This window comes from Streptomyces sp. NPDC088766 (assembly GCF_044750845.1).
In the GTDB taxonomy this organism is placed as follows: Bacteria; Actinomycetota; Actinomycetes; order Streptomycetales; family Streptomycetaceae; genus Streptomyces.
The window spans coordinates 14,082-34,293 of record NZ_JBIVKQ010000006.1; the positions used below are offsets into that span (position 1 = coordinate 14,082).

Here is a 20,212-nt window from a genome sequence, read left to right on the forward strand (position 1 = left end):
GCGCGAAGAGACGATGAGCGACTCGGGTGAACGCGGTCACCCTCGTGGATGATTCGCAGGCCGAACCCGGCCCACACTCCCCATGCAGGCCGCTATCCACGCTCCGTGGTCACGATCCTCACGCGCGCTCTCGCCGTCTCCGTCCTCGCCCTGACGTCACTCACCACCAGCCCCGCGCACGCCGCGGCCGCCGAGCCCTTCGTCCTGCCGCTCACCGACGCCGTCACCGCCCCCACCGTCGGCGCCCGCTGCGCCCTGAGCGGCGGCAGCTGGTTCTCCTACTACGACACCACCATCACCGACGCCTCCGGTCTCGACATCGACCACATGGTGCCCCTCGCCGAGGCCTGGGACTCCGGCGCCTCCGCCTGGACCGCCGCCCGGCGCGAGGCCTACGCCAACGACCTCGGCCAGCAGAGCAGTCTCGTCGCCGTCACCGCCCGCTCCAACCGTTCCAAGCCCGACCAGGACCCCGCCCAGTGGCTGCCCCCGGCCCCGGACGCGGTGTGCCGGTACGTGGCCGAATGAACCGCGACGAAACTGCGCTGGAACCTCACCACCGACCAGAGCGAACGCGACCGTCTCACCGACCTCGCCGCCGACTGCGACGACACCACCGTCACCTACACCCCCGCCGAGTAGGGCGCCGGCTCACCTGGGGCACTCGGCGGTTGGGGATGTGGGGCCGGCTTGTGGATGCCTGCCGTCGCACCGCGAGAACCGCCTTGCCGGGCATCGCTGTCGCTCTCCTGGCCGGGCCGCCACCCCGCCTCTCGCCGGTGGCGTACCCGGCTCGTCCAGGGCGGTGGACGGCATCAGGCCCGGCAGGCCGGGGACGACGCGAAGAGCCGGTGATGTCCGGGCTGGCTTTGTTCACGAGAATGGGCTCTGGCTCAACTTCTGTGACGTGCCCCCGTGAGCCGGATTGTCATGAACGTTCGGGGATATGCGAGAAGGGAACCAGTCGAAGGGGACGGGAGGACCTCATGCAAGGTGGCATGACGCCTCTGAGGAATCGCTACCTCGCTGCGTGCTTCATCGTCGCCATGTACCTGCTGGTTGGCGCCCTGTTGGCCGGCTTGCTCGCTGCAGCGCTCTCGCCCAGCGGCGTGTGGGCAGGAGCGGCAGCTCTCATAGGCGGGGCCCTTGGGGCCGGCTTCGGTGTGTGGCGTCTCCGACGGACGCCCGAGGATGAGCGCGCCGACGACCACATCTACTAGGCACAGGGTCGTCGTTGAACGTGCGCCCGCGTCACACAAGTCGTGCCAGAACCCGATCCCGTATACAAAGCCACCTCCACTTCGAGCTGTAGGCGCCCACGGACGCCGGACCGGAGCGGACCACGTGTGACTGAGCGTTTCACTTGGCGGGTGAAGGACTTGAGCTGGCGGCTATGGGGGAGACGGCGGGGCAGGAGGCTGCGGAACGGCGCCCGCGAGGATTGCCCGGCGGGTGCTGAGAGCGGTGGCCAGAAGGCTTTCGTCCAGTCTCATCTCGGCGTCGCGGGTGGAGTCGTTGACGGGGATGCGGGTACGCCTGTCGATCAGCGCCGTCACGGCCGGCAGCGCAGGGCGCGCGTGGCTGCCCATCCGGGCGAGACCCGTGAGGTAGTACTCGCCGACCGCGTAGTCGGCCAGATGCGGTGTCATGAGGGCGAGCAGCCGGGACAGTGCGGAAGGACCGGCGTGCCGCAGCCACAGCGGGGCGCACTCCGCCTGTGAACGGCCAGGGCGACGGAAGGTCAGGTTGTACAGCTGGGCCGCCTGCCGCAAGGTCAGCGGGCCGGTGTCCAGCAAGGCCTCGAAGATCTCGGGGGCGTGAGCGAGGCGGGCGATGCCCACAGGCTTGGCGGCAAGGAGCGCGGCGGCGGATGCACTGTCGTACACCGTCGCGGTGGACGGGATCCGGCGGGTCCTCGGGGACGGCGTGAAGGGGACTTCGGCGAGGAGAAGTCCATGCGTCCGTATCGCCGCCTCGGAGATCGAGGCTGTCGTGAGGGCCGCACCAAGAGCCGGGGTGACCCTCTGGCCGCGGTGCTGGACGAGCAGCGGCAGAAGCCTGACCGGGGCCACCCGCCAGTCGTGGCACGCCTCGCGGGCCAGGTCGGCGCCGATGTCCCGGGCGCCGGGGTCGGCGAGGAGGCGGGCCACGAGGGTGTACGTGTCGTGCTCGCGCCTCAGTCCGTACAGGGCCCGGCCCCAGATGTGCCCGATGTCCTCCAGGTGGTGCGCGGCATCCCGGACGTCGTCGAAGAGTGCGGCGTCCAGGGACCTCCATCGCGTGGGTGGCGCTGCCCGCAGCGTCTCCAGGTGGGCGAGGAAGCGGACCGACGCGAGGTCATCATCCGTCAGGTGGGCGGCTGCCGGGCCAAGCGCCCTGGCCAGGATGGTGCGCACGACAGGATCGGCGAGTTCGCCGAGGGCTGCGAGAACCAGGCCGGGCTGCCCGCGGTAGCCGAAGAGGCACGCGGCTCGGCGCCGCACTTCCTCGTCGGGGTCACCGAGCCGGGCCACTGCAGCGTTGACGGCCTCTGGCCAGGGCCGTTCGCGGGCCAGGCTATGGAGGAGGTCCAAGGCCTCCCGGCGCACGAAGGGGGTGTCGGCGTGGACGAGCCGGAGCAGCCGAGTGGCGACGGGGCCGGTGCGGTCGGCGCGTATCGCCTCGAAGAGCGCGATACGGGAAGGGTGGGCGGGCGTCGTGGCGGTGCCGTCGGCCACGGCCTCGTCCGGCCACGTCATCGGGCGGGGCGGAGGCCGCCCTTGCGTGCTGGAGCTTCGATCATGCGGCCGATCATCCCACACGACACAACATTGGGTGACTTTGTGCACGAGATCGGACAGCAGATGTCGACCACTTTGGGAGGCACGAGAGTCTGGTGCTGTTCGATTGCCGGACGGCTAGAAGAGGCCGGCCGAGGTGCTCTGCGTGAGGTTCTCGAGGATCGTGCGCAGCCACGGGCTGCGCACGGCTGGTAGTCGGACCAAGGTGTGTTGGAACGTTCCCCGGTCGGCCCGGAACAGGTGGTTGGGGAGCAGCGGAAGCGGGTCGTCGCGGAGGACGTCTTGGGCTATGCGGCCCGACGCGGGAACCGGCAAGTTCGGTTCGGGAGAGGCCAGCCACAGCCACACCCCCAGCGGCAGGGGCACCAGATATGCCGGTGTGGTCGGGCCGGCAGGGATCCAGGTCCGGCCCGTCTGGGGATGGACGGGGGCGAGGATGATGTCGACGCCCACGTCCGGGGAGGGCTGTCCCGGTCCGGCCAGGACGGCGCGCCGCTTCAGGGGGCCTGTCGGCAGCAAGGCGTCGAGCGCGCGTTGAAACACGTCCGCGGTAAGGCCATCCGGGACCTTCACCGGCTGCCCCTCGGAAGCGATCAGCAGGTGGGCGAGCGCGTGGCCGGCTGCCGCCTCCCACCGCGGACTCCAGGACCAGTAGTGGTTCGGCCCCAGCCGTCCTCCCCACGTGGCGATCGGCTCGAACGGGGGCGTTTTCTCCCCCTTGTCTGCCAGCTCCGCCCAGGACAGGAGCGCGGCGTGGATACCGTCGACGGGGACGCGGTGCACGACGTCCGAGCCGAGTCGCACCATCTGCCAGAGCGAGCAGTCGTCGACCCTGGTCGCCACGGGGAGGCCGCATGCCTCGCAGGCCATGTTGGGCCCGTCTGCCCCGTCGAGGCCACAGCAGGCACCACCACGCTTCTCAGGAATCAGCCGGGTTCCACGGACATCACCGGGCGCAATGACACTTGCCCCGGGCGTGCTGTCGGACAAGGCGTGGACTGGCGCGTAGATGCCGCGCGCCTCAGCCTCGCCCGGACCAATCTCGTCCCACAGCCGCCACGGCCCTCCCCAGGGATCCGGGTCCACGGCAAACGTCCCCGGCTCCATGAGCACCGGAAGCTGGGCTCCGTTCCCGTACTGCTGGCGGGCGTGGACCGGCAGTGAGACCTGGGACAGCGGGATGGTCAGCTCAGCGCCGCATCCCGCACACACGAAAACGAACAAACTTCCTCCGGCTGGGAAACAGACGCATCCTCGCAGCTCACCGGCGGACGGCCAACATGTTTCCTCATCTGCTGCGGGAACGGCACCTGCCACCGTCGCGGAGTATCAACGCAACGCGAGCAGATGTCAGCCGCCGCCTCGGACCACGGCAAGCGACTCACTCAGTGTTCGAATTCCCGGTGCGCTGAGGTGCCTCCCGAAGTGGTGAACACCTGCTGCCCATTCTCGTGAACAAAGCCAATTGGGCAGGGCGTTGCCACGTCCCGGGAGAACCGCGGCGCGGGCGGCGAGTGAGGGGAGGTCGAGCGGATCCGGCGGTGTGCGCTGCACTCGATCACCGAGGGCCTCATAGCGCGCGTGCACGACCCGCTCGGCCTCGTGCAGACCCACCCCCAGCGGACGCGGCGCCTCCCAGACGGATCTGACCGCCGGCAGTCGGCGATCGCGCAGCACGTCGGCATCGGCCTCTCGGCGGTCCGTTCCTCCAGTTAGGTCCACCAGCCGCTCACTGGGCCACCGGCCGGGATTTCAGGGCACACCTCATAGGCCCGAACCTATGGCAGGGCATGGCGTACGACCCAGATGCTTTGGTGCTGTTGTCGCATCTCGAGCTCTGGCGCAACTTCTGTGGATCCGTGGCAGCGGTTGCCAGCGACCGGATAAAGATTCGTCCGCGGAGAATGGTGTCTCTACGCTCAGTCAGAGCGGGAGTGCGCGCATTTCCGCAGGTTGCGGTGCCGTGGCAGAGCGGTCCATTGCGATCGCCGTGGGCGAGGTCCCTCCCACGGCGACTGACGGAGACGGGACGGACCTGCTCCCATCTGTCTCGCGGGTTCAAATCCCGTCGGCACCGCAGCCGCCCAGGACGTAATACGGCGCACGGACCTGCCGCCTCGCGCCAGGTCCACAGAAGGTGTGCCAGAGCTGAGACGCGTGAGCGGAGCAACGGGGTGGCTGGGTAGGTCGTCGGTGCGGATCGTCTAGACGCCATCTCCGTGGGTGGCTGATGCTGTGGATAGTTGCTGGCGGGCGTGGTGTACGGGCGGTTGAATGTCGTGGTGAGCGACTACTGGACACCCGCGCATCAAGCGGTTGAGCAGGAGGATGCCGAGGCCCTGGCCCGGTTGTTGGCCGCTGGGTCCGATCCCGATGAGGTCTTCGGCGACATGACGCTGCTGACGCACGCGATCGACGCTGAGGGTGATGGCTGCCTGAGCGGGCGGCCATTGACTGTGCAGACCATGGCAGTGTTGCTGGCGTTCGGGGCTGATCCGGAGCTCGCGGATCCAGACGGCCGCACCCCCATGGACATCGCCGATCACTACGGCCACGACCTGGCCGTGAAACTGCTGCAGGGTCACATCAGCAGACGAGCCACCGATAGCAGATGCGGGCGCAGGCGGTGCTCGTAAAGGCGAGGAAGTGATCGGCGTTCGGGGCCGGAAGTGCAGCAGGTCGGTGCTATCGGCAGAGCGTGCCCGGGTTAGAGGCCGTTGCGCAGCAGTGGGTAGAGGGAGTCGGGTGCTTCCAGGACGCCCCAGTTAGAGGGCTCGCGTGGCCGTAGGTTCGGGGGCAGGACGATTCCCAGATATGTGCTGCAGCCGGGTTCGGGCCAGGTCGGGTCGATCACGTGGCCGTCCGCGTCCGTGCACCAGGCGTGGGCCGTTGGCACGGGGCTGTCGGCCGCGACGGCGAATCCCTCCGTGTAGGCCAGGTGCGGGTGCTCCCGTTCGGTCGCCGCCGCGTTGGCGAAGCACTGCCGCTCCGGCAGCGGCCGGACCTGTGCCGGAAGGGCGGCGGGGGTGAACCAGCGGCCGTGCGCGGCCACGAGCTCGTATGCCGACCTGTGCTTCCACCCTGCAACACCGTCGTGGTCCAGGAGGCTCTGCAACGCGATGTGCGCCTCCAGCCAGTCCAGGAGCACGCGTTCGGAGGGAGATGCCGGACGGCCCGGAGCAAGGGCACCGACGAGGTCATGAACTGCGGTTGTGTTGGCTGGGGTGCCCTCGTCGTCTGCAGAATGCGGCATGGCCTCCCCTTCCCACTGGCCTGAACATTCTCCCAGGGTTCTCGGTCCGCTTTCCTGCCGGCGCCAGGGTGCGCACGTCCAACAACGGGGACAGCCGAAGGTGGCGGACGGCGGGCACCGCCGCACCGCCGCGGTCACCTCTGGCCGCGAGCCGGGCACGGTGGGTCGTCTGTGTCGGCAAGGGCGTTCAGCGGGAGGAAGTCCTCGTCGTCGGCCGGTGCCGGGTGCGGGTACAGGGCGGGGTCGACGCCGTTGGCGACGGCCATCTCCGCGTAACTGCCGTACATCGCCATGCCGTCGGGAAGGTCGGGCATGGGCAAGGTGCCGGAGCGCAGCAGCTCCAGGACGTCCGGGTTGCCGTCGGCTCCGGCCAGGAGCCAGCCCGCACACAGCAGGGGGCGGGGGTGCTGGAGTGGCAGCCGAACCGGCCTGCTTCTCCGCCGGTGCGGTTGCCAGGGGCGGAGTGGACGAAGGCCTGTGCGGGGAACTGGCCGGGAGGTGCGTCGCGGCGCCAGGGGCAGGGTTCCTCGCCTGTGCAGGGGCGGCGGGGCGCGGCCGGCGGCCCGTCGTAGGCCACACCGGTCACGGCCCAGGTGTCGTCCGCGGGCCGTTGGGCCACCACCTGTGCCCCGGCGCCGCGCGGGGTGGGCTCCGGGTGCGGTGGGGCCGGTGGTTCGGGGACGGGGGTGCGTCCGGCGGCCAGGTCGGTGTTGAGCTGCTGGAGGACCTCCTCGAGCGTGCAGCCGCGCAGAGCCGCCAGCTCGGTCAGGCATGCGTGTACGCGCCGGTCGTGTGCGCTGTCGGTGTCGTAGCCGGGCAGCGAAGCGGCAGGCGGCACCGTGGGAGTAGCCGATGGAGCGGCCGCCCCGGCCGGGAGGGGGTCGCTGTCGGGCAGGGGCGGCTGTCCGGCGGCTTGCCGGCGCTGCACGGCCGCATCGTGCGCGCGGGCCGCGGCCGCGGCCAGGTCGGCTTCCTCGGCCAAGACGCGGGCGCAGGATGTGCAGGGGGTGCCGGACAGTGGCCGCTCGAAGTCGTCCGCGTGCACGGGCAGCGCGCGGCAGGCCATCTGCCAGCGTCCCGGTGGTGTCTGGCGGGTGTGGTGGTCGACGCGGCCGCCGTGCACGCGTACGCGCAGTGGCCAGGCCTGTCCTGCGGTCGCGGATGTCATGGGTTCTTCCCGGGGCGGACGTGGAGCAGGCGGTCCTCGGTGACGGTTCCGGTCAGGGGGTGCACGGCGAGGCGGTAGCCGTCGTGGCAGGTGATGGGAGGCTGCAGGTGGAGGCGGACGTCCTGGCCGGGCCGGGCGAGGGTGTAGCCGCGGTGGCGCCACCAGCGCAGCACCGGGAAATCCTGGGCGGCGACCTTGGCGAGCAGGACGCGGACGTGGTCGTCAGCGGCCAGGGCGTGCGCGGCCTCCAGCAGGGCGCTGCCCACGCCCGTGCGGCGGGCGGGGGCGGCAACGGCGACGAGTTCGATCTCGCACAGGCCTGCGGCCAGCCGGGCCTGGGCGGCAGATCCGAGGTCTCGGTGGGCGGTGATGAGGCGCACGGGTGGCAGCAGGTAGAGCAGTCCTACGGGCACCGGGCTGTCGGGCAGTCCGGAGACCAGTACCCGGCCGGTGCCGTGGGGGACGCGGATGCGGCCGCCGTCCGCGCAGGCGGCGGCCGCGAACTGTGAAGCGTCGTATTCCTCTTCCCCGGCGGCCAGCGCCATCGGGGCCAGCTCAGCGATCATGTCCCGGTCCGCTGCGCGGGGGGGCACGCACCCAGGGCCGGCCGACGACACCGCTGGCGTGGGCGGTGGGTGTGCCGTCCGCGCGAGCGGCGGTTGCGGTGGGCGTGCCCACAGCGGGGCCGGTGCGGGCGCTCACGCCGTCTGCCGCACGGCGTCACGGCAGGCGGTGCACCACCGCTGGCCGCTCTCGGCGAGGTCGGCAGGCACTTCGTGATTCCCGCCGGGCACGCTGATGCCGGGCTCCCCGCACGCGATCTCGTGCAGGTCGCAGTCACCGTCGCACGATGCGGGATCCACCGGCACATGCCACACAATCTCGACCTCGCCCAGGGCACGGGAACGTACGCGCTCCGCCACAGCCAGCATGCTCGCCTCTTCTTCCGGATATACCGGGCTGCAGCCCGGCTTCGGCACCGTCCGCAGCACGGTAGCCGTCTTTGCGGCAGGCGATGATCTGGTTTCCGGCGCGGACACCCCGGGCCGATGTGCTCATCCGGGGCGGAGGCGGCTTGGGGTCAAGGCCCGGTGCCGGACGAGCCGTACCGGCACCTCGGGCTGTTGGGAAAGCAGGATCACGCTGAAGCAGGCGCGGGTTCTTCCAGGACGGCCACGACCATCACGGGGAGGTCGGTGTCCTGCTGTACGACACCGACGGTCAGGGTCCGTCCGTCAAGGATCCACTTGCGGGCCGCGATGAACTCGTCTTTGTCCTCATCCGTCAGGTCGGTCTGGGCGAGGTGGCCGGCGAGCAGGGAGTTTTCGATCTCGGGGAGGAAAGCGGCAAGTTCCTGCTCGCCCTGTTCGTAGACGGCGTCCAGGTCGTCGAAGTAGCCGGACTCGTCGACGTCGCGGATCCAGACGGCGAATGAGGCGCGGACGGCTCCGCTGCGGAACTTCTGGGTCCATCCCCGGATGCCGTCTTTGCGCCAGGACGTCTCCACGCCGTCGCGGGGCTTGCCGCCGGGCGTCCAGTCCTGAGCTGCGAACTTTTCCGCCGCGCCCTCGATGGTCAGCGGGACCAGGTCGCGGAGTTCTTGAAGCATTGCGGTCACTGCAGCCATGAACTCATTCCACTCATGCCGTTGCCGGGCACGTGATAGGCCTTGAGCTGTCCGCTGGCGTAGGCCTCGGGGAAGGCCTTGGACAGCACCTCGTTCACGTGCGCGGCGCCCCATTCGTTGGACACCATATAGCGGACTCCCTTGCCCTTGAGGTCTTCGTTGAGGGCGAGCAGCTTCTCGGTCTGGGTGGTGAGCCGGTTCTCGTCGTAGAAGTCAGAATCGGGGTTGTACGGGGATTTTTCCCATTCGCCGTATTTGTCGCCACCGGTCCACTTGGCTTCGGTGACCCAGCCGTCTCGTGGGCCGCCGTCGATGTGGACTTCCCGGCCGTCCGGCAGGATCCACTGTTGCTCGTAGCTCTGGTCGGTGACGAGTTGCTGGTATCGAAACGAGGGACGTTGGAGTTGCTTCTCGGTCAGCCAGCCCAGTCCTTTGAACCGCGAGTAGGGCGACAGGCCGAGCGGATCACAGATCGTGAACGGGTTGTGTACGTAGGTGACCGGGTTCGGTGCAGGTCCCAGACCGAGGGGGTCTGGTGAGGTGTAGCGGCCGGTTTCGGGGTCGTAGTGGCGGAAGAGGTTGTAGTGGAGGCCGGTCTCGGGGTCGTAGTACTGGCCGGGGAAGCGCAGGGGGGTGTAGGCGGTACTGGAGCGGGTCCAGGCGGTGGTCCCCCACAGGGTGCTCCTGGCGCGCCAGGCGATGTGACCTGATTCGTCGATGAGTTCGGTGGGCGTGCCGATGAGGTCGGTGGCGATGGCGAAGAATCGCCGGTCGATCTCTTCCTGGCGGTCGTCCGGGGTGAGGAGGCGTTCTGTCTGGGACAGCGGAGCCAGGCCGCGGTGGTCCCAGGTGAAGGCGACCACGTGCGGCAGGTCCGGCGTGTGGACCGTCTGTTCGCACAAGGTGGTGCCGTCCCAGGTGAAACGGATCTCCTCGGCAACGGTCTCGCCGTCGGCCGCCAGACGCTGTTTCGCGGTGCGGCGGCCGAGCGGGTCGTAGCGGTACCTCCACCGGGTCCCGTCGGGGGTGGTGACGGAGGTGAGGCGGTTCTCCGTGTCCCAGGTGTAGCGCCAGGTGTCCGGCTTGCGGGAGAGGCGGGTCTTCTGGCGCAGGACGACCCGGCCGAGGGCGTCGTACTCGAAGCGGACGGTACCGGCGCGGGTGAGGGCGGTGCCGGTGTAGGTGCGCGCTCCGGTGGCCTCGTGGCCGGGGTGGGAGGCGGGCCAGGACGCGGAGGTCTGGTTGCCGGCGGTGTCGTAGGCGTAGTGCTCGGTCCAGTCCTGGGCGTGGACGGCGGTGACCCGGCCGGCTGTGTCGAGGTCGAAGGTGCGCGAGCCTGACAGGTCGTCGGTCAGGGAGGCGAGGTGGCCGTCGGTGCGGTAGGAGTAGCGGCGGTGGTTGAGGGAGCGGTCGTTGACCGTCAGGTGTTGGGCGGAGAGTCGTCCGGCCTCGTCCCAGGCGGAGGCCAGGGTGAGTGCGCCGCCGAAGACGCGCTCGAGTTCGCGGCCGGCCGCGTCATGGGTGAAGGCGACCTCGCGGCCGTCGACGCTCATCCGGGTGGGGCGGCCGACGGTGTCGTAGCCGTATTCGGTGACTGCGCCGGTGGGGGTGGTACGGCGGACTCGACGGCTCAGGACGTCGTAGGCGTAGTTCATGGCGCGGCCGTCGACGAGTTCGGTTTTGATCCTGCCCCGCCGGTCGTAGAGGTAGGCGACCTCGCTGTCCGGTCCGACTGCCTGCAGCAGGCGTCCGGCCCGGTCGTAGGTATAGGTGGTGACCTTGCCCGCGGCGTCCTTGCGCACTGTCTGGCCGAGTTGGTTGTAGGCGTAGGAGGTGACATGGCCGAGTGCGTCGGTCCGGCCGGTGAGCTGTCCGGCGGCGTCGTAGCTGTAGGTAAGGGTGCGGCCGTCGAAGTCGGTCTCGGAGATGAGCCGGCCGGCCTGGTCGTACTCGTATGACCAGGTAAGCCCCTGGGGGGCGGTGACCTGGGTGAGCCGTAGGTGGGTGTCGTGCTCGAATGTGTAGCCGGTGCCGTCGGGCCGGGTGCGGGCGGCCGGCAGGTCGAAGTGGGTGTACTCGAAGCGGGAGACGCCGCCGGCCGGGTCGGTGTGGGTGAGGCAGTTGCCTTCGCCGTCGTAGGTCCACGACTGGGTGGAACCGTCCGGGGCGGTCCGGCGGACGAGATTGCCGTCCGCGTCCCATTGGAGGCAGGTGATGCCGCCCACCGGGTCGGTGATGCGGACCGTGCGGCCCAGAGCGTCGCGTTCCATCCGGGTGGTGCCGCCGGCCGGGTCGGTCACTTCCACCGGCAGGCCGGCGGCGTCACAGCGCACGGTGGTGGTGGCGCCGAGGGCGTCGGTGACAGTGGTGAGCCTGCCCCGGTCGTCGTAGGTGTAGCGGGTGGTGGAGCCTGCCGGATCGGTGACGGCAGTGCGGTTTCCGCGTTCGTCGAACTCCTGGAGCCAGCGAGTGCCGTCCGGGCCGTGGAACTGTGTGGGCAGTCCGAGCGAGCCCCGCACGGCACGCAGTTCGCTGCCGTCGGGCCGGGTGAGCGTGACGAGCTGGCCCTCCTCGTCGTAGGAGTACTCGGTGGTCCGCCCCAGCGGGTCCGTCCGGGTCAGCAGGTTGCCGCGGGCGTCGTGGCGGAACCGGGTCGTGTGGCCGAGCGGGTCCGTGGTGGCGATCACCCGGGAGTGCCGGTCGACGAGGTGGCGGGTCGCGTGGCCGTCGGCCGTGGTGAGGGTGGTGGTGCGGTGGCCCGTCTCGGGGTCGGGTTCGGTGTAGGCCAGGGTGATCTGGACGTGGCCGGCCTCGCCGCCCTCGGCCACGACGCGGTCGTGGTCGTCGTAGAGGTAGTCGTAGCGGCTGCCGCCTGAGTCGACCCAGGCGATGACGCGGTGGCGGTCGTCGTAGAGGAAGGTGGTCGTCGCGCCCGACGGCTTGGTGACGGCGGTGAGGTCGCCGTCCTGGTAGCCGTACGACATCAGGGGCAGGTCCGCGCCGTCCTCGCCCGCGCCGGCCAGGGACAGGGCGGTGACCAGGCCGTCGGCGGTGGTCAGCCGCACCCGGTGGCCCGCCGAGTGGACCAGGGCCAGCGGCAGGCCGTCCTCGCCCCGTTCGATGGCCCACCAGTTGCCGTGAAGATCCTCGGTCCGCTCCAGCCAGGCGGTGCCATCGCCTCCCGGTTCGGTGCCGGGCGCGGCCGTGAAGCGGCGGACCAGGCCGCTGTCGGGGTCACTGAGCGTGTAGTCGCCGTCCGCGTCGCGGGCCAGCAGGGTGCGGAAGGTGCCCGACTCCGGTGTGGTGGGCGCGCCGGGCGCCGGATGGGGGTAGGTGATCAGGAGTCCGTCGGCGGTGACGTGCAGGACGCCGACGGCGTCGACCTGGAGGCGCTCGTCGACGGTGGACGTCCAGGCGGGTCCCAGGAAGCGGCCGGCCGTGCAGCCGGACTCGGTGCGGCGGGTGAACACCAGCGGCAGGATGCCGGGCAGCGCGAAATCGATCTGCGGCAGGAACATCCGGCCCGAGGCGAGGTCGACGGGATCGGTACCGGCAACGGTACGAGTGGCGTCGGGACGGTTGTGGGTGCCGTCAGGGGCGCCGTCGACCAGCCGGCGCAGCCGTGCGGCGTCGGCGGCGTCCTCGGCGACGCGGATGCCCTTCACCGCGGCGCCGCCGCCACCGGTGGCCGCGGTCAGCGCCAGGTCCGGGATGAGCCGGCCGAAGCCCTCGGCCGGGTCCTTCATGAAGTCCCCGATCATCTGCTTGCCGGTGCCGACGGGATCGTTGGCGGCGACCACCAGACCCGCGGCCAGACTGTTCAGGGACGTGGCGTACTCGGCCGGGTGCGTGATGTTGTACGGGTCCAACGGGTTCACGCTGCGCACGAAGTTGAGCAGCCCGGCCGTGCCCTTGATGATGCCGCCGCCGACGTGGTCGCCCATGATCTGCAGTTCCTGCAGCCCGTCGCCCAGCTGCTCGGCGTACGACGGCTTCTTCGGGGCCATGTCGCGGGCGGCGCGCACCGCCGCACGGGCGGTCTCCGCCGCCGAGTTCCGCTGCGCGCGGGCCTCGGCGAGGATGTCCTGGGCCTCCTTCATCAGCTTCTTGCCGGGGTCGTCGAACGTCGCCGCGGGCTTGGGCGGCAGCGAGGCCGGGTCGCGCTTGTCCGCCGGCTGGGCGTTGAGGCGGTCGACGGCACTGTTGTAGTCGTCGACCTTCTTGCGGTGGGCGTCGGCGGCGTCCTCGGAGGCCTTGACGCCCTCCTTCCACATGTCGATCGCCGTCTGCGCCTGATTCTGAGCCCACACCACGGTGTTGGCGAACGCCTCCAGCGCGGCGGCCGCCTTCTCGACCGCGTCGGCGGCGCCGTACCACTTGGGCGGCTGGGTGCTCACCGCGGTCCGCAGCGCCTCGGCCGTCTCACCCTTGAGCCGGGAGGAATCCAGGCCCCTCAATCCCTCACCGGCTTCGTCGAAGGCCTTCTGGAAGGCGTACAGCTTCTCGGCGGTGGAGCGCAACGTGTCAGGGCTGCCGTAGACCAGCTTGGTCTTGTCCTCGGTCTGCCCGAGGTCCATCTCGTCGACCTCGGCGCCCAGCCGGTTGGCCACCGAACGGGACTGCTCGCGCACCCAGTCCGCGCCGGACTCCCAGCCGACGTCGTCCAGCCGGTCGGCGGTCCAGTTGCCCGCGTCCTCGACCCGGTTGCCCACCCACTCGACGCCGTCCTCGACCACGTCCTCGACCGAGTCGGGCGTGATGTCGCTGATGAAGTCGCCGATACCCATGGTCAGTTCCCCCCGACCTCACCCTGCTGCTGTTCCTGCCGGGCGCGTTCCTCCGGCGACGGGCCGAAGGTGTCGTCCAGCGCCCGGTTCCACTGGCCGTCGGAGAACACGATCTCATCAACAAGACAGGCACCCAGCAGCATTACGTATTCCACACAAGCTGCTCCAGGGCCCGTGCCGCAGAGCGAACCGGGTCAGCGCCCTCTCGTCGGTGAACCCTCAGATCCACCGCACCCCGCCCGAACGCACCGGTCACAGGCTTTCGGCCGGCGACCGGCGACCGGCACCAAGAGCACCAGCCGTTGCATGTCCTCGTCCAGGGCACGTCCGCACCCGCCCACCCCACCGTCCCACCGTCCCACCGTCCCACCGTCCCACCGTCCCACCGCGCAGGATCCCTGCCACTTCGGCCGGGCACATGCCTGAATCGCCGCCGTAACACCCTCATCTTCAGCGCCCTGCGCGGCGCCGCTTACAGCTCGGGCGCCGGCGCCATCGGCCTCCTCTTGTGGTAGCTGCGCCATACGATCTGAGATCTGAGCCACCACCAGTAGCGGCTGCGGCCAGGGCCCGCTCCCCGGCCGAAGGGAAGCGGCCGTGGCCGCATCAGCGGGAGAAAGGGCGCTCCAGGAAACGAAGTGGTGCTCGGGTGAACGCGGTCACCCTCGCGGATGATCCGCGGGCCGAACCCGCCCCACGCCTCCTGTGCCGCCCGCTATCCACGTTCTGTGACCAAGACCCTCGCGCGCGTTTTCGCCGCCTCCTGTCTCGCCCTGGCGCCGCTCGCCGCGGGCCCCGCACCCGCGGTGGCCGCCGAGCCCGTCGTGCTGCCGCTCACCGACGCCGTCGTCGCCCTCCCTCTCGCCGGTGAATCCCGCGACGGCTACACCCGTGACGCCTTCCGCCACTGGAACGCCGGCGCCGACCCGACCGACGGCTGCACCACCCGCGGCGAGGTCCTCCTCGCCGAAGCCGTCACCGCACCCGCCGTCGGCGCCCGCTGCACCCTGACCGGCGGCAGCTGGCTCTCCTACTACGACAAGGTCACCGTCACCGACACCTCCAGTCTCGACATCGACCACATGGTGCCCCTCGCCGAGGCCTGGGACTCCGGCGCCTCCGCCTGGAGCGCCGCCCGGCGCGAGGCCTACGCCAACGACCTCGGCCAGCAGAGCAGCCTCGTCGCCGTCACCGCCCGCTCCAACCGCAGCAAAAGCGACCAGGACCCCGCCGAATGGCTGCCCCCGGCCCCGGACGCGGTGTGCCGGTACGTGGCCGAATGGACCGCAACGAAACTGCGCTGGAGCCTCACCACCGACCAGAGCGAACGCGACCGGCTCACCGAACTCGCCGACGGCTGCGGCGACACCACCGTCACGTACGCACCCGAGAGGGACGCAGGGAGCTGAGGGCTCTGGTGGGCGTTCTCGTGGAGCTGTGCGGAGCCGCAGCAGGGGAAGACCCGTGCCGTCGAGACCCTGTCATGCAGGGTCTCGACGGCCCCGAGAGGCTGCTGAGCTTATTTACCAGCCGGCGCCGATCTGCTGGCGGGTGCTGAAGGCGGTGGCACTACGGGGATAGAGCCACAGGATGCGGGTGGTGTCGTCGCGGACGATGACGTCGGGGTTGCCGTCGCTGTTGAGGTCGCCGATGCCGGCGAAGGTGTACGGGTTCCAGCCGGTTCCGATCTGACTGCGGGCGCCGAAGCCGTTACTGCCGTTGCCGGGGTAGAGCCACAGGATGCCGGTGGCGTCGTCGCGGACGATGACATCGGGGTTGCCGTCGCTGTTGAGGTCGCCGATGCCGGCGAAGGTGTAGGGGTTCCAGCCGGTTCCGATCTGTACTGGGGTTCCGAAGCTGGCACCGGTGCCGGTGCCGGGGAACAGGTTGAGGGTGCCGTCGGAGTGGCGGCCGATCAGGTCGGTTTTACCGTCGCGGTTGAAGTCGGCGACTCCGGCGAAGGCGTAGCCGTTCCAGCCGCTGGGGAAGTTGGCGACCGGGGTGAGCAGGTCGTGTCCGATGTCGCCGGGGAACAGGCGAAGGGTGCCGCCGGGGGCCATGGCGACGGTGTCGGCGTAGCCGTCGCGGTTGAAGTCGCCGATGCCGGCGAAGGTGTGGGTGGACAGGCCTGAGCCGATGTACAGGGCGGCGCTGGACCAGCCGCCGTTGCCGTTGCCGGGGTAGAGCCACAGGCTGCCGGTGGCGTCTGCGGCGACTAGGTCGACGTTGCCGTCGCCGGTGGCGTCGGTGACGTCGGCGAAGCTGTACGGGGCTTTGGGGAGGGTGATGTTGGCCATGGTGCCGACCTGGACGGCGGTGAGTGCGGCTCCGTTCCAGATCTGTACGTCGGCGAGGTTGCCGCGGAAGTAGGCGCTGCGTACGTCGTTGATCAGGTCGTTGCCGAGGGTGAATTTTCCGGTGAAGCCGGAGACGGCGGTGTGGGAGCCGCGGGCGATGGGCCGGTCGTCCGCGTACAGGGTCATGGCTTTGCTGGTCGGGTCGTAGGTGATGGTGAGGTGGGTCCACTGGCCGATGATGGCGCTGCCGCCGGCGATGCAGTCGTAGCCGCGGGTGGTGTCCGAGGTGGCCAGGCAGAAGGACCATTCCCGGTTGGACTGGGGGTAGAGCAGGAAGCCGGAGTTGTGCACGCCGTCCTGGGAGGCGATGACGCCGCCGACGGCGGAGGGCTTGGCCCAGACCGACAGGGTGAATGCGCTGGACGTCGAGAGTGCCGCGCTCGAGGTCATGGTGCTGGTGGTGGTGCCGTCCAGGGCGAGGTTGGAGGAGAAGGAGATGTTGTCGTCGGTGTCCCAGGTGGCGCCGGTGCCGCTGCCGGTGAGGTTCAGTCCGGCGGAGGTGTCGGTGGCGCTGGTTGCGTTGCCCTCGGTGCCGTCGTTGAGGGGCCAGGCGTGGCCGGGGGCGATCAGGGTCTGTGCCGTCTGCGTGGTCAGGGTCCCGGTTGCCGGGTTGAGGATCCGCGCGGTGCTGGCGCCGCTGGTGGATACGGTGCGTATGTCCGGGGTGCCGTCGGCGTTGAGGTCGGCGGCTTGCAGGATCGGCAGCGTTGCGGAGCTGTAGCCGCTGCTGGCTACCTGGAGCGGGGTGACGATGGTGCCGTAGGCGAGGTCCTGGAGCTGTTGGGGGGTGTAGTAGTACAGCGCGCCGGTGCTGGTGTTGCGGGCGAACAGGGCGGGCAGTCCGTCGGTGAGGCTGGAGGTGAGGGTCCAGCCGGTCCAGTCGCCGGTGCCGGTGGGGTTGGTGCCGGTCAGCCATACCGCGTTGTCGACGCCGACGAAGGTGCCGGGGAAGCTGACGCCGGGCTCGTCCCACAGCTGGCCGCCCACGATCATGAGGAGGTCGGGGTAGCCGGTGGCGGGCTCGCCGTTGAGGGTGTGGTAGAGGTTGCCGCCGCTGGCGATGCTGGTGGCTTTGCTGCCGGTGCCGTTGGTGAAGGCGGTGGAGTTGACGTTGACCTGGTCGCCGCTGTTGGGCAGGAGGGTCGAGCCGTCGCCACTGCCGTAGAGCACGGTGCCGCGGCCGGTGGTGGGGTTGTAGTCCAGGATGTCGTTGAATCCGGCGCCGGACTGGAAGTGCCCGGTGATGGCCTGGGTGCCTGTCCAGTCTGCTGGGGAGCCGGCCGAGTTGACTCCGGTGCCCTGTGCGCCCAGGTCGGTGGCGCTGGTGGTGAGCTGTCCGTCGGCGGTGCCGTGGGCCAGCCAGAGCCCTGCGGACAGGCCTGCTTGGGCGCCCACGGCGGTCAGGTCGGGAATGTCGTCGCCGGTCAGGTCGCCGTCGTCGGCGGTGGTCGCGGGGGTGGCGGTGAGGATGCAGTTTGCGGTGTCGCCGATGTTGCCGCCGGCCGAGACGGCGGTGACGGTCAGCACGTTCGTGCCGCGGGTGGGGGTGACACTGATGGATGTGCTGGACCCGGTGCTGGTCAGGGAGATGGGGGTGGCGCCGTTGAGCTGGTAGAGGTAGCTGGCGGTGCTCCCGCTGGAGGCATTCGGGGCGAGGGTGAAGCCGGCTGAGGTGCCGACCTGGTAGGTGACTGGGCTGGCGTCGTCGCCGCAGTCGGCTCCTGAGGTATCGGCGATGCCCGGGGCGCCGGGTCGGCTGGGATCGAACAGGAACTTGCAGGTGGCCGAGGCAGCAGAGGAATAGGTGCCGTCGGAGGAGGTCACGTTCCATGACACGCCGAGGACGGAGCCGCCGGCCGCGGCTTCCAGCACCGATTTCTTCACCGTGTAGGCGGCGTTCTTGCCGGATGCGGCGGAAACGGTGGCCTTGGCGATCTGTGCGCCGCCGGACGTCTTGGTGATGTTGAAGGTGTTGGACAGGGTGCCACCGTCGGGGTCGGAGACTTTCGCATAGAACGTGACGTCACCGTCACCGGTGGTCTTGATGGTGGTGGTGCAGGTGGTGGCGGGTGAAGTGACCAGTGTCGAGGGCTTGTTGGGCCGGTGATCGTACGTGGTGGACATGGAGATGGTGGCGTGGTCGAACTTCTTCCACCCGTACTTGTCGTACTCGTCGCCGGCCTGCAGGCCCAGCGTGATGTTGCTCAAGTTCCCTTCGTTGGCGATGGTTTGCATGTGTGAGGTGACGTCGAAGCCGAGCGACTTGGCAGGGCAGGAGGGGGAATAGCCGTAGGCGACGGTCTTGGTACCCCACTGCGATTTCTGACTGGGCCGGTTGTTCCAGGTGGTTGCGGAGTCGATGGAGTCGGTCTGCCACAGTTCCACCGCCGTCGCGGTGCACGAGGGGGCGTAGGTCTCGGTGGCGTAGTAGTGCGAGTCGATGATGGTGGCGCCGAAGATCCGGCTGTCCACCGCGAGTTTCGTGTATGTGCGCGACCGGTGGTACGGGGTTTCCCAGCCCTGGTAGCCGACGTGCAGGCCGGTGGCGCTGCTGTCCTTCCAGTAGCTGGTGCTGGGGTAGGCGGAGTTCACCCAGGTCCAGCTGGTCAGGGTGCCGCCGGCGGCGCTGTATGTCGGGTCGATGTACACCGGGTACACGGTGGAGGGTGCGGACAACAGGTCGGCGTCCGGGGTCAGGCGGATGTCGCCCGAAACGTAGGTGGCGGCGACCGGTGCGATGTGGGCGCCTGGGCCTGGCTCGTCGGTGTCCGAGGTCGCTGCCTCGCTGGTGTCAGCGGCTGTTTCGGTGGTGTCGGCGACTGAAGTTTTGCCCGCGGACAGTGCACTCGGGGTGGCTGTTTCTGTGGTGGCGGAGTCCCACATCAGTGGGGCCGGGGCGGAGAAGACGGTGTGGTCTGCGGTGTCCTTGGCGGTGATGTTGCCCGCTGTGTCGGTGGCCAGCGTGACGTTTTTCGTCTCGGTGGGGAAGGCCAGTGTGTCCAGGGCCGGGTTGGCGGCTGCGTCGGCGTTCTTGACGACGAGGACCTCGGAGAAGCCGCCCTGGTTGTCGGCGGTGACCTTCAGGTCCACCCCGTCGAGGACGTTGGGGTAGGTGGCGCTGGATCCGTCCAGGGTCGGGCTGGGCAGTGTGCCGATCGAGGCTGGCACTGCCAAGGACAGGGACCGGCCCCGGTCCTTCATCACTGCCAGCGGACCGTCCCCGCCTCCGGAAAGGGTCAGGCCGGCGGTGGTGAGGGTCGGGGTGACGGTGCCGTCGGAGCGTCGGATGAGTGTGGCGTCCAGCTCCTTCCAGGAGCCGGATGCGTACTTGCGTACCGGTGCGACCGCCTGGGTCAGGGTGAACGTGCCGTCCGGATTGGCCACTTCCGACACTGTCGGTGTCGTCGCCGCATCTACAGGCACTGTCTTGCCGGTGGCTTGTGCCTGGGAGGAGGCCCGGGCTTCGTCCAGCGGCAGTTGCGGTGATGAAGTGTCGGGGAGGGGATCTGCGTGGGCGGCCGTCACCGCTCCGGAGAGGGACAGCGCACTGAGCGCGGCAGCCAGCGCTGTGCTCAGCATCCTGCTGCGCAGGGTCGGTCTCACCGTCGGGTACCCCCAGGTCTGGTCTGACAAGAACCGATCATGTGGATCGGCGGTCCAGTGGACAGGTTTTTCGCGTTCTGTGGCAGACCTGATTGATGCGTGGATGACCGAACATGTCCGAGTCGAGAGTGAAACTTTGTGAAGTTTTGGCTTCTAGTTGTGGAGAGTTGTCGGAATTGATCACTGTCCCGCAGCTCGCATGTTCTGCGATAGTCGCCCGCGCAGCTGCGACTTGATCAAGCCGCAGGCACCGTCATGCCTGCATACAGGGCAAGTTGGGGGAATCGATCATGTCCAGGACCGGGTGGCTGAGCCAGAACATGCGCCGGATCGGCGCTCGGCGAAGGACCGTCGGCGTCGTGGTGGCTCTGGCCCTGGCCGTGCCCACTGCCGTGCCCGCTGCCGCGCAGTCCCAGGATCTTGCCGGGCCGCCGGCGGTGCAGCAGACCCCGTCCGTGAAGGGGGTCAAGACCCTCGCCCCGCGCAAGCTGACGGTCAAGGACCAGACGAAGCGGGCCTTCCGCCCAGCCGAGGCTCACTGGCCCGCCGCGGCGTCCGGTACCGCCAAGCTGACAGCACCTCAGACTGGTGCGAAGCAGGGTGCCAAGGCCTCCGCCGCCGGTACCCCCGTGTGGGC

11 protein-coding genes, 1 tRNA gene and 2 pseudogenes are annotated in these 20,212 nt (G+C 69.6%); 4 read left to right on the plus strand and 10 right to left on the minus strand.

The window, feature by feature from the left end:
- Nucleotides 1–105 precede the first annotated feature (105 nt).
- Nucleotides 106–642 (plus strand): annotated as a pseudogene (locus ACIP5W_RS10585) (HNH endonuclease family protein).
- 749 nt (nucleotides 643–1,391) lie between these two features.
- Here the strand turns inward: ACIP5W_RS10585 and ACIP5W_RS10590 are convergent.
- Nucleotides 1,392–2,738 (minus strand): hypothetical protein, encoded by a 1,347-nt coding sequence (locus ACIP5W_RS10590; protein WP_401469822.1) that lies wholly within the window; start codon nucleotides 2,736–2,738, stop codon nucleotides 1,392–1,394.
- Nucleotides 2,739–2,897: 159 nt separating this feature from the next.
- Nucleotides 2,898–4,004 (minus strand): hypothetical protein, encoded by a 1,107-nt coding sequence (locus tag ACIP5W_RS10595; RefSeq protein WP_401469825.1) that lies wholly within the window; start codon nucleotides 4,002–4,004, stop codon nucleotides 2,898–2,900.
- A 733-nt stretch (nucleotides 4,005–4,737) separates the two neighbouring features.
- Here ACIP5W_RS10595 and ACIP5W_RS10600 point away from each other — a divergent pair.
- Together ACIP5W_RS10600 and ACIP5W_RS10605 are read left to right on the plus strand one after the other, a co-directional pair.
- Nucleotides 4,738–4,857 (plus strand) — tRNA-Gly (locus ACIP5W_RS10600).
- 205 nt (nucleotides 4,858–5,062) lie between these two features.
- Nucleotides 5,063–5,416: an ankyrin repeat domain-containing protein gene (locus ACIP5W_RS10605; protein ID WP_401469828.1), complete on the plus strand. Its 354-nt coding sequence runs from the start codon at nucleotides 5,063–5,065 to the stop codon at nucleotides 5,414–5,416.
- Nucleotides 5,417–5,487: 71 nt separating this feature from the next.
- On the opposite strand, the gene ACIP5W_RS10610 is transcribed toward ACIP5W_RS10605, so the two are convergent.
- From ACIP5W_RS10610 to ACIP5W_RS10640, 7 genes and pseudogenes are all read right to left on the minus strand, one after another.
- Nucleotides 5,488–6,033, minus strand: a complete 546-nt coding sequence (locus ACIP5W_RS10610; RefSeq protein ID WP_401469831.1) for a hypothetical protein — start codon at nucleotides 6,031–6,033, stop codon at nucleotides 5,488–5,490.
- A gap of 134 nt (nucleotides 6,034–6,167) precedes the next feature.
- Nucleotides 6,168–7,201: pseudogene (locus tag ACIP5W_RS10615) on the minus strand (DUF6283 family protein).
- The gene (locus ACIP5W_RS10620) at nucleotides 7,198–7,767 is read right to left on the minus strand and encodes a GNAT family N-acetyltransferase (RefSeq protein WP_401469834.1); all 570 of its coding nucleotides are present in this window, start codon (nucleotides 7,765–7,767) and stop codon (nucleotides 7,198–7,200) included. Before ACIP5W_RS10620 ends, ACIP5W_RS10615 begins: the two are co-directional and overlap by 4 nt.
- A 132-nt stretch (nucleotides 7,768–7,899) precedes the next feature.
- Nucleotides 7,900–8,193 (minus strand): hypothetical protein, encoded by a 294-nt coding sequence (locus ACIP5W_RS10625; protein WP_401469837.1) that lies wholly within the window; start codon nucleotides 8,191–8,193, stop codon nucleotides 7,900–7,902.
- 146 nt (nucleotides 8,194–8,339) lie between these two features.
- On the minus strand, nucleotides 8,340–8,828 hold the full coding sequence (locus ACIP5W_RS10630; RefSeq protein WP_401469840.1) for a hypothetical protein: 489 nt from the start codon (nucleotides 8,826–8,828) through the stop codon (nucleotides 8,340–8,342).
- A complete protein-coding gene (locus tag ACIP5W_RS10635; RefSeq protein ID WP_401469842.1) occupies nucleotides 8,816–13,615 on the minus strand; it encodes a putative T7SS-secreted protein in 4,800 nt (1,599 codons plus the stop codon). Before ACIP5W_RS10635 ends, ACIP5W_RS10630 begins: the two co-directional genes overlap by 13 nt.
- A 2-nt stretch (nucleotides 13,616–13,617) precedes the next feature.
- Nucleotides 13,618–13,770 carry a hypothetical protein gene (locus tag ACIP5W_RS10640; RefSeq protein WP_401469845.1) on the minus strand — a complete coding sequence of 51 codons (153 nt, stop codon included), beginning with the start codon at nucleotides 13,768–13,770 and terminating at the stop codon, nucleotides 13,618–13,620.
- Between the two features lie 573 nt (nucleotides 13,771–14,343).
- Here ACIP5W_RS10640 and ACIP5W_RS10645 point away from each other — a divergent pair.
- Nucleotides 14,344–15,024, plus strand: coding sequence for an HNH endonuclease family protein (locus ACIP5W_RS10645; RefSeq protein WP_401469848.1), 681 nt, complete (start codon nucleotides 14,344–14,346; stop codon nucleotides 15,022–15,024).
- Nucleotides 15,025–15,138: 114 nt separating this feature from the next.
- Here the strand turns inward: ACIP5W_RS10645 and ACIP5W_RS10650 are convergent, their stop codons facing one another.
- The gene (locus ACIP5W_RS10650) at nucleotides 15,139–19,605 is read right to left on the minus strand and encodes an FG-GAP-like repeat-containing protein (protein ID WP_401469851.1); all 4,467 of its coding nucleotides are present in this window, start codon (nucleotides 19,603–19,605) and stop codon (nucleotides 15,139–15,141) included.
- Between the last annotated feature and the right edge of the window lie 607 nt (nucleotides 19,606–20,212).